A 10484-nucleotide genomic window follows, 5' to 3' on the forward strand; every position below is an offset into this window, starting at 1 on the left:
CGCCAAAACCATAAGAACGGTCATAGAACGAACATCGGCAAGGCTATCGAGGAGGATGACCTGATGAGTATTGAGGAGATTGCCATCCCCGGCAAGGTATTCAATTTCGCCCAGCATTTGCTGGAATGTAATGCGCAACGGCACGAGAAAATTGCCTACATCGACGATGACGGCACGATGAGTTACGGCGAATTGGCTGCGAAAGTGCAGCAACTGGCCGCTGGTCTGACGACCCTGGGTTTACGCCGTGAAGAGCGGGTGTTGCTGCTGATGCATGACTGCAATGACTGGATTGTCAGCTTTTTAGGGGCGATGTATGCCGGGTTTGTGCCGGTGGCGGTCAATACCCTGCTGACAGCGGACGATTACGCCTACATGCTGGAACATTCCCGTGCGCAGGCTGCGCTGGTCTCCGGTGAATTGCTGCCGACCCTGACCGCCGCCATGACCCGCAGCGACCATGAAGTGAAAAAGCTGGTCGTGTCGCATCCGGCCACGCCTTTGCATCCTTCCGAAGTGGAATTCAACAACTTCCTGCAAGCGCACTCACCGCTGTTCAAGGCGGTCGCCACCTGTGGGGATGACCCCGGTTTCTGGCTGTATTCCTCCGGCTCGACTGGCCGCCCCAAGGGAACCGTGCATACCCACGCCAACCCGTACTGGACGGCGGAACTCTACGGCAAGCGTACCCTGGGTGTGCGTGAGGACGATGTGTGCTTTTCCGCCGCCAAATTGTTCTTTGCCTACGGCTTGGGCAATGGGCTGAGTTTCCCCATGAGTGTCGGGGCAACCACGGTGCTGATGGGCGTGCGGCCCACGCCAGCGGCGGTTTTCCAGCGCTGGGTTAAACATCAGCCAACCATCTTCTTTGGCGCGCCGACCGGGTTTGCCGGGATGCTGGCCAACCCGGAATTGCCCACGCGTGAGCAGGTGTCATTGCGGCTGGCGTCATCCGCAGGCGAAGCCCTGCCTGCCGAAATCGGCGAGCGTTTCACCGAACGTTTCGGGGTGGAAATCATTGATGGGATCGGTTCCACCGAAATGCTGCATATTTATATTTCTAACCGTCCTGGGCAGGTGCGTTACGGCACCACCGGTTGGCCAGTGGAGGGCTACGAAATCGCCCTGCGGGATGAGGATGGTCTGGCCGTAGCCGATGGCGAAGCAGGTGACCTGTATGTCAAAGGCCCCAGTTCCGCCCTGATGTACTGGAATAACCGCGCCAAAACCCGCGAAACTTTCCAGGGTGGCTGGACCAAAAGCGGCGACAAATACGTACACAATCCTGACGGCACTTACACCTACGCCGGGCGCAGTGACGACATGTTGAAAGTCAGTGGCATTTACGTCTCGCCGTTCGAGGTGGAAGCCACCCTGATCCAACATCCGGCGGTGCTGGAAGCGGCGGTGGTAGGCAAGACTGATATTGATGGGCTGGTCAAGACCAAGGCGTTCATTGTGCTGAAAGACGACAGCGAGATTGACGAGGCCGCGTTGAAAGCCGAGCTGAAAGCCTTCGTCAAGGAACGGCTGGCCCCTTACAAATACCCACGCTTTATGGAATTCGTCACTGAGTTGCCGAAAACTGCCACTGGCAAAATCCAGCGTTTCAAGCTGCGTGAGATGGAGGCGCAGGCGGCATGAGCGGGGCAGTGCAGTTTGCCGACATTGACTGGGCAGGCCGCCCGGTCAGCATCGAATACCAATGGGTAGGGGTGGATAATCCGACCACGCCGCTGCTGGTGTTCCTGCATGAAGGGCTGGGTTCGCGCAGCATGTGGCGTGCGTTTCCTGCAACCCTGTGCGAAACCCTGGGTTGTCGTGGGCTAGTGTATTCACGCCCGGCTTATGGGCAGTCCACCCCGCGTGCGGCGGATGAGCACTGGCAGCCGGATTTCATGCATCGGCAGGCGTATGAAGTGTTGCCCGCGTTCCTGCAAGCCGTGGGCGTGGAAGGTGGCCAACAACCCTTGTGGCTGTTTGGGCACAGCGACGGCGCTTCGATTGCCCTGCTGTATGCCGCGCGTTTCCCACAGCAACTGGCCGGAGCAATAGTGCTGGCTCCGCATATCAAGGTGGAAGACATCACCATCCAGAGCATTGAGCAGGCCCGCGAGGTTTACCGCAGCACTGACCTGCCTGCCAAACTGGGGCGTTACCATCAGGACCCGGATTCGGCCTTCTGGGGCTGGAACGACATCTGGTTGCATCCGGATTTCCGCACCTGGTCGATTGAGGCTGAACTGGCACACATCCAGTGCCCATTGCTGGCCATACAGGGGCTGGATGACGAATACGGCACCTTGGCGCAAATCCACGGCATTGCCACATGCGCCCCGCAAACCCAACTGATAGAGCTGAACAACTGTGGACATTCCCCGCACCGTGATCAGGCTGAGGAGCTGATCCGGGTCACTGCGGACTTCATTCATCAACACTAGCGATCCCGAATTTATCCTGGAGGAGGAACCCTATGAAATTATTCCGTGCCACTGTGCTGGCAGCCGCCGTCCTGTGCGCAACATCTGCCCATGCTGATGACAAACCCCTGAAAGTGGGGCTGATGCTGCCCGCCACCGGCACTTACGCCACGCTGGGCAGCGCCATTGAAAATGGTTTCAAGCTGTATGTGGATGAAAACGGCGGCAAGCTGGGTGGCCGCGATGTTGAATACGTCAAGGTGGATGATGAGTCCGACCCGGCCAAGGCAACCGATAATGTCAACAAACTGATCAAGGGCGACAAGGTGGATGTGCTGGTCGGCACGGTGCATTCCGGGGTGGCCGCCGCCATGGCCAAAACCGCCAAGGATACCGGCACTTTGCTGGTGGTGCCTAACGCTGGGGCCGATGCGATCACCGGCCCGCTGTGTGCGCCGAATATCTTCCGCACCTCGTTCACCAACTGGCAGCCGGGCTACGCGATGGGCGAAGTGATGGCGGAAAAAGGCTACAAGAAAGTTGTCACTATTACCTGGAAATATGCCGCCGGGGATGAATCCGTCAATGGCTTCAAGGAGGCATTTGAAAAGAAGGGTGGTGAAGTGGTGAAGCAACTCAGCCTGCCGTTCCCGAATGTGGAGTTTCAGGCGTTGCTGACTGAGATTGCCGCGACCAAACCGGATGCGGTTTACACTTTCTTTGCCGGGGCGGGGGCGGTCAAATTCGTCAAGGATTACAAGGCCGCTGGGTTAATGGGCAGCATTCCACTGTACGGCGCGGGCTTCCTCACCGATGGCACCCTGAAGGCGCAAGGCGGCGCGGGCGAAGGGCTGATGACCACCTTGCATTACGCGGACGAGCTGGATGTGCCCAAGGACAAAACCTTCCGCGCAGCTTACAGCAAAGCCTATGACGCGCAGCCGGATGTGTACGCGGTGCAGGGCTACGACGCCGCCCAGGTGCTGAAGATCGGCCTGGATGCGGTCAAGGGCGATGTCAGCAAGACCGCCGAGATTGCCGCCGCTGTGGAAGCCGCTGAAATCGACAGCCCGCGCGGCAAGTTCACCTTCTCCAAGGCGCATAACCCGGTGCAGGACATTTACCTGCGTGAAGCCAAGGGCGAAAAGAACCCGGAGGTGAGCGTTGCCTCCAAAGCCCTGGCTGACCCGGCAAAAGGCTGCCGGATGTAACCCATTTTCCCCCAGATCCCAACCCTTCCCTTGTATGGGGAAGGGCTTCACGAGAGAGGAGGAACTTCAACATGGATTTTTCCATATTTCTGATCCAGTGCCTGAATGCGCTGCAATACGGCCTGTTGCTGTATCTGGTGGCGATGGGCCTGACGCTGATTTTCGGCATTATGGGCGTCATCAATCTGGCGCATGGCAGCTTCTATATGGTCGGCGCGTACATGGCGTTTGCGCTGGCTCCGCTGGTGGGTGGCAATTTCTTTGCCACCCTGCTGGTGGGGGTGGCGCTGGCGGCGGTGCTCGGCTATTTGCTGGAATGGGCGTTTTTCAGTTTCCTGTACGAACGCGAGCATTTGCAGCAGGTGCTGATGACTTACGGGCTGATCCTGGTGTTTGAGGAACTGCGCAGCCTGTTGGTGGGTGACGATGTGTATGGGGTGACACCGCCGGATTTTCTGGCGGGCAGCATTGCGCTGGGTGATGTCATGACCTACCCGGTGTACCGGCTGTTTGTCTCGGCGGTGTGCCTGTTGTTGGCGCTTGGCATGTATCTCGTGTTCACCCGCACCCGGCTGGGGATGATGATCCGCGCCGGTAGCGTCAACCGTGAAATGGTGCAGTCGCTGGGGATCGACATCCAGTTTCTGTACCGGGTGGTGTTTGCCGCCGGTGTCGCGATTGCTGCGTTTGCCGGGATGGTGGCCGCACCGATTTCGTCGGTTTACCCCGGCATGGGCAATCAGGTGCTGATCATCTGTTTTGTGGTGGTGGTGATTGGTGGCATTGGCTCGATCCGCGGGGCGTTTTTCGCTGCCTTGCTGATCGGGCTGGTGGATACGTTTGGCAAGGTGTTATTGCCGCAGGCTTCCGGCGTGCTGGTGTATGTGCTGATGGCGCTGATCCTGCTGTGGAAACCGAACGGCCTGTTCAAGGCAGCGGGGTAAGGCATGGGACACATAGACAAAGGCAAATTGCTGTTTACCGGCGGGGTGTTTCTGGCACTGGCGCTGTACCCACTGGTGGCGGAAAGCTATGGCATCGATCTGGTGACCAAAATCATGATTTACGCGATTCTGGCGCTGAGTTTGGAATTGCTGGTCGGCAGTACCGGGCTGGTGTGTTTCGGGCAGGCGGCGTTCTTCGGCATTGGCGCGTATGCGGCGGTGTTGCTGTCGCCGGAAAGCGAGGCGGCAGGCTGGTGGTGGTTGCTTCCGGCGAGTGTGGCCGCAGCAGCGTTATATGCGCTGTTTGTCGGCGCATTGTCGCTGCGTACCAAGGGCGTGTATTTCATTATGGTGACGCTGGCGTTTGCGCAAATGGCCTATTACGTGGTGCATGACACCCCGCTGGGCGGCGGCACCGATGGCATTTACCTGTACTTCAAGCCAGGCCTGGATACGCTGGTGGATCTGGGTAATCCGTACATCCTGTACTTTTTCACCCTGGTGTTCCTAGTGTGGACGTTTGTGTTCCTGGCGATCCTGTTGCGCTCGCATTTCGGGCGGGTGCTGGCCGGTATCCGTATCAATGAGCAACGTATGCAGGCTTCCGGTTTTTCCACTTACCCGTTCAAGCTGGCGGCGTTTGTGACCTCAGGCGGTATCGCGGGGCTGGCTGGCTTTTTGTTTGCGGTGCAGGACGGTTTCGTCAACCCGGAAATGATGAGCTGGCATCTCTCCGGTGCCTTGCTGGTGATGATTATCCTCGGCGGGCTGGGGCATTTGCACGGAGCCTTGATCGGCGCGTTCGTGTTCGTGTTTTTGCAGGAGTTGTTCAAGTCGGAAGCGGTGTTCGGCGACTTTGCCAAGCACTGGCATCTGGGGTTGGGCCTGACCATTATTGCGTGCGTGGCCTTGCTGCCCAGAGGCTTGGTGGGGCTGCCGGAAATGTTGCATCAGCGCCTGTTTGGTTTCAGCCAACGCGCCAAAGGCAAAGCGAATGGCAAACTGCCGGACAACACTGCCACGGAGGAAGCCGTATGAGTCACCCTGAAGTGTTACTGCGCGGTAGCAAGATTCTCCAGCGCTGGGGCGGGCTGGTTGCCGTCAATGAAGCCAGCATCGAAATCGCACGCGGTACGGTGCACGCCGTCATCGGCACCAATGGCGCGGGCAAGTCCACCCTGATCAATATCCTTTCCGGGGAAATCACCCCCACCGGCGGCAAGATCGAGCTGCTGGGCAAGGATATTACCCGCTGGTCGCAGCCACGCCGCGCCCGCAATGGCCTGGGGCGCAGTTATCAGCGCAACACCATCTTTCCCGATTTCACTGTATTCGAGAACTGTCGGCTGGCAGCGCAAGCACAGGTGCATCGCCCCTGGGTGTGGTGGAACGATGCGCAGAAATGCCGCCACAGCGTTGATGCCGCGCGCAAGGCGATTACCCAGGCCGGACTGGAAGACGTCGCCGAACGCCCCGCCGGTTTGCTGTCGCACGGGCAGAAACGCCAGTTGGAAATCGCCATGTGTCTGGCCACCTGCCCACAGGTGTTGCTGCTGGATGAGCCGCTGGCAGGCATGGGTGCGGAAGAAACCGAGCGTATGTTGACCCTGCTGAACCAGCTCAAACAGGGTCACGCCATCCTGCTGGTGGAACACGATATGGATGCGGTTTTCCGCATTGCCGATTGCATTACGGTCATGGTCAACGGGGTGGTGATCGCTTCGGATACGCCGGATAACATCCGCACCAACCCCGAGGTGCAAACCGCCTATCTGGGAGGGCACTGAGCATGAGTGCATTCGAACACATTATCGACGCCCGCGACCTGCACGCCTGGTACGGTTCCAGCCATGTGTTGCACGGCATTGACTTCCAGATCGGCTGCCGCGAAACCGTCGGTTTGCTGGGGCGCAATGGCATGGGTAAATCTACCCTGATCCGCAGCCTGCTGGGGCATGTGAAACAGCGCGATGGGCATATCGCCTTTTTCGGCCAGGATATGTCCAAAGCCAAGCCGCACGAAGTCGCCCGCCTCGGCGTGGCCTATGTCCCGGAAGGGCGCGGCGTGTTCCCCAACCTGACGGTGCGTGAAAATCTGGTCATGGCGGCGCGCCCCAACCGCGATGGCAATTACGAATGGACGTATGAGCGGATTCTGGAAACCTTCCCGCGTTTGCAGGAACGCATTAGCCATCTCGGTGGGCAGTTGTCCGGCGGCGAACAGCAGATGCTCTCGATTGGCCGCGCCTTAATGACCCACCCGCAACTGGTGATTCTGGACGAAGCCACTGAAGGTCTGGCTCCATTGATTGTGGAAGACATCTGGCGGGTGATCGGCGTGATCCGCGACAGCGGCATTGCCACCCTGATTGTCGACCGCAATTACCACAAGGTGCTGGCTCATAGCGACCGGGCCGTGGTGATGCAAAAAGGGCAGATTGTGCTGCATGGCAAGGCGGATGCGGTCGCCCACAGCAGCGAGTTGGCTGGTTACTTGGGCGTATGACGCATCCCTGGCAAGAGGAAAAGGAGGAAGGCATCATGCAAAACGCCACAGTCCCACAGGTAGTCGGCGGCGGCCCCAAAAAGATCTTGTACACCCTGAGCACGCTCAAGCGCATTGGCTTGCTGCAATCGGCCAAGGCGCTGACCTCGCACAATGCCTGCAAAGCCTGCGGGCTGGGCATGGGCGGGCAGCGCGGCGGCATGACCAATGAGCTGGATGAATTCCCTTCCGTGTGCAATAAGAGCGTGCAGGCGCAAAGCACCGACATCCAGCCGCCGATCCCGGAGGAACTGTTTGCCCGCCATGGCCTGAAGGATTTCCAGGAATTGTCCGGGCGCGAGCTGGAAAAACTGGGGCGGCTGGGTACACCGCTGTTCAAGGCGGCGGGGGCTAGTCATTTCACCCCGGTTGACTGGGATGCAGCTTTGCACAAGGCGGCGGAAGTCATGCGGCAAACCGACCCGCAGCGCAGCTTTTTCTATGCTTCTGGGCGTTCCTCCAATGAGGCGGGCTTTGTGCTGCAACTGCTGGCGCGGCTGTACGGCACCAACAATGTCACCAACTGTTCCTATTACTGCCATCAGGCTACCGGGATGGCGATGGGCAATAGTCTGGGAACAGGCACGTCGACGGTGGATTTGCACGACCTGACCGGCTGTGACCTGGTCTTTGTGATTGGCGCGAACCCGGCCTCCAACCACCCGCGTTTCATCCACAAATTGCAGGCAGTGCGTGAGCGTGGCGGCCAGGTGGTGGTGATCAACCCGGCCAAAGAACCGGGGATGGTGAAATTCGCCCTGCCGAAAAGCGCCAAATCGCTGTTGCAAGGCGGCTCGGAAATTGCCAGCGAATACCTGCAACCCCGTATCGGCACCGACTTATGGCTGTTCAAGGGGCTGGCCAAGGCCTTGCTGGAAAACCAGGGGGCGGACTGGGATTTTATTGATCATCACACGCAAGGTTTCGATGCGTTCGCCACCGACCTGCATAGCACGGACTGGGGCAGCATTGTTGCCGCCTGTGGCATTGCCCAGGCAGAAATTGAGCGGGTTGCCGCGCTGTATGCCAAAGCGTCGCACGCGGTGTTTGCCTGGGGCATGGGCATGACCCACCACGTCAATGGGGTGGAAAACATTGAATACATCGCCAATCTTGCCTTGCTGCGTGGCATGGTGGGCAAACCGTATGCGGGCCTGCTGCCCTTGCGCGGGCACAGCAATGTGCAGGGTATCGGCACAGTCGGGGTGAAGCCGGAACTGCCGGATTACATGCTGCATGGGCTGGAACAGCATTTCGGGGTAAAACTGCCCGCCGCACCCGGCATGGATACGCTGGCTTCGCTGGAAGCCGCCCACCGGGGCGAGGTCGATTTCGCCCTGATGTTGGGGGGCAACCTGTACGCCGCCACACCGGATAGCCACTGGGCGGAACAGGCGCTGGAGCGGATCGGTTTCAAGCTGTTCCTGACCACCACGCTGAACCACGGCCATGTGACCGGGCTGGAACAGGGCGCGGCGCTGATCCTGCCGGTGACGGCGCGGGATGAGGAATGGCAGCCGACCACGCAGGAATCGATGTTCAACTACGTGCGCCTGAGTGATGGCGGTATCCGGCGGCTGGCGAATGTACGCCCGGAATCCAGCATTCTGGCCGAATTGGGTGAGCGGGTATTGCCAGATTGTGGGGTGGATTTCAGCCTCTTGCGTGACCACCGGCAGATTCGCAGCACACTGGCCAGTGTGGTCAAGGGGCTGGAGCCGTTGGCGGAGATTGACCAAAGCAAGGGCGAATTTCATATTGGCGGGCGGATTTTGCATACACAGGCATTCCCGACCCCCGACCAGAGCGCCCGTTTCATTACCCACCCGACTGCGCTGGCGGCGGTGGACAGTGCCTACCCCTACACCCTGATGACGGTGCGCAGCGAAGGCCAGTTCAACAGCATTGTGTATGAGGAAACCGACGCCTACCGGCAGACCGATGATCGCTGGTCAGTGCTGCTCAGTCCGGCCACCATCCGCCGTTTGGGGGTGGAGGCGCACGGGCGTGTCACCGTGCGCTCGGCGCAGGGCGAAATGCGTGGCGTGAAAGTGTTCCCGTTCGACCTGCCGGACGGCAATGTGATGGCGTATTACCCGGAGGCCAATGTGCTGGTCGGGCGTGAACGCGATCCGCGCAGCCATACCCCGGCATTCAAATCCATCCCTGTAACCTTGGAAGTGGAGCGACAAGCATGAAAGTATCCGAAGCCATCCGTAACCGCCGTTCCGTGCGTGCCTTTCTCGACAAGCCGGTTGACCGCAAGCAGATCATGCAACTGCTGGACACTGCCCGCTGGTCACCTTCCGGCAGCAATACCCAACCGTGGCAGGTGGCGGTGCTGATGGGCGAACGCAAAAACCGCCTGCAACAACGCCTGGAAGCCAGCTACCGCAAAGGCGTGCCCAACCAGCAGGATTACATCTATTACCCGCTGGAATGGCTGGACCCGTATCAGGCGCGGCGTAAGGAATGTGGCTTGCAGTTGTACAGCGCGCTCAATATCAAACGTGAGGATACCCAGCGGCGCATGGTGCAATGGATTGCCAATTATCATTCCTTTGACGCGCCGGTGGTGCTGCTGTTTTTCATGGACAAGGTGATGCAGACCGGTTCGTACCTGGATTACGGCATGTTCCTGCAATCGCTGATGCTGGCGGCGGTGGAACAGGGGCTGGCGACCTGTGCGCAGGCGGCCTTGTGCGATTACTCGGATGTGATCCGCGAGTTCCTCGGCTACGACGACGACAAGGTGCTGGTGTGTGGCATGGCGCTGGGTTACGAAGACCCGGCGGCGGCGATCAATGATTACCGCACGCCACGCGCCCAGCCGCTGGATTTCACCCGCTTCTTCGATTAGGTGCCCCCGCGCCGGTCGGCCTTGTCATTGCCAGACTGACCTATCTTTTATGCATTATTATGCTTGTCCTGTATTCCCTGCACTTGCTTGCAGGGCTTTTAGGCCTTTGCCTGTTTCTCGCATCTTTACTTTTAAACTCATGTTTTTTCATGTAGATAAAGTACATCCGCGCTCTTGATGCCGATGATGTTATGCATTATTATGCATTTATTGAGGAGTGTTGCGAATAATAATGCATATTTGTGCACGCTCATGTTGTCATCGGTAAAACTGGAGGAGAAACCTTATGAAGACATCCATGCGGATAGGGTCAGCCATTGCGCTGGCGTTGCTGGGGAATGCTGCGGCAGCGGCGGAAGCTGTGACGGGGGAAAATGAGCAGGTGCCAGTCACGGTGTATGGCAAGCTGAACCTGCAATACGAAGTGCGCAAGGCGCCGCTGGATGACGGCAGTAAGTATCCCCCGGCAAAGCCGGGGGCTTTAGAATATGTGAGCCGCTCAAA

General features: G+C 58.9%; 10 protein-coding genes. All 10 read left to right on the forward strand.

Annotation, left to right across the window (positions count from 1 at the left end; genetic code table 11):
• Positions 1–63: 63 nt before the first annotated feature.
• Positions 64–1644 (forward strand): benzoate-CoA ligase family protein, encoded by a 1581-nt coding sequence (locus VSS37_RS19130; protein WP_324697810.1) that lies wholly within the window; start codon positions 64–66, stop codon positions 1642–1644.
• Positions 1641–2441: an alpha/beta fold hydrolase gene (locus VSS37_RS19135; RefSeq protein ID WP_324697812.1), complete on the forward strand. Its 801-nt coding sequence runs from the start codon at positions 1641–1643 to the stop codon at positions 2439–2441. The genes VSS37_RS19130 and VSS37_RS19135 overlap by 4 nt, the downstream gene beginning before the upstream one ends.
• Positions 2442–2473: 32 nt before the next feature.
• The gene (locus VSS37_RS19140) at positions 2474–3631 is read left to right on the forward strand and encodes an ABC transporter substrate-binding protein (RefSeq protein WP_324697814.1); all 1158 of its coding nucleotides are present in this window, start codon (positions 2474–2476) and stop codon (positions 3629–3631) included.
• Positions 3632–3702: 71 nt separating this feature from the next.
• On the forward strand, positions 3703–4575 hold the full coding sequence (locus VSS37_RS19145; protein WP_324697816.1) for a branched-chain amino acid ABC transporter permease: 873 nt from the start codon (positions 3703–3705) through the stop codon (positions 4573–4575).
• A gap of 3 nt (positions 4576–4578) precedes the next feature.
• Positions 4579–5613 (forward strand): branched-chain amino acid ABC transporter permease, encoded by a 1035-nt coding sequence (locus VSS37_RS19150; protein ID WP_324697819.1) that lies wholly within the window; start codon positions 4579–4581, stop codon positions 5611–5613.
• The gene (locus VSS37_RS19155; RefSeq protein WP_324697822.1) at positions 5610–6362 is read left to right on the forward strand and encodes an ABC transporter ATP-binding protein; all 753 of its coding nucleotides are present in this window, start codon (positions 5610–5612) and stop codon (positions 6360–6362) included. Before VSS37_RS19150 ends, VSS37_RS19155 begins: the two co-directional genes overlap by 4 nt.
• Positions 6363–6364: 2 nt before the next feature.
• Positions 6365–7081 (forward strand): ABC transporter ATP-binding protein, encoded by a 717-nt coding sequence (locus VSS37_RS19160; protein WP_324697825.1) that lies wholly within the window; start codon positions 6365–6367, stop codon positions 7079–7081.
• A gap of 35 nt (positions 7082–7116) precedes the next feature.
• Positions 7117–9318 carry an FdhF/YdeP family oxidoreductase gene (locus VSS37_RS19165; protein WP_324697827.1) on the forward strand — a complete coding sequence of 734 codons (2202 nt, stop codon included), beginning with the start codon at positions 7117–7119 and terminating at the stop codon, positions 9316–9318.
• Positions 9315–9980 (forward strand): nitroreductase, encoded by a 666-nt coding sequence (locus VSS37_RS19170; protein ID WP_324697828.1) that lies wholly within the window; start codon positions 9315–9317, stop codon positions 9978–9980. The genes VSS37_RS19165 and VSS37_RS19170 overlap by 4 nt, the downstream gene beginning before the upstream one ends.
• A 286-nt stretch (positions 9981–10266) precedes the next feature.
• Positions 10267–10484, forward strand: a 218-nt coding sequence (locus VSS37_RS19175; RefSeq protein WP_324697829.1) for a hypothetical protein, incomplete at its 3' end; no start/stop codon positions are given.

The sequence above is a fragment of the Candidatus Thiothrix phosphatis genome (genome assembly GCF_035668035.1).
Lineage (GTDB): Bacteria > Pseudomonadota > Gammaproteobacteria > Thiotrichales > Thiotrichaceae > Thiothrix > Thiothrix phosphatis.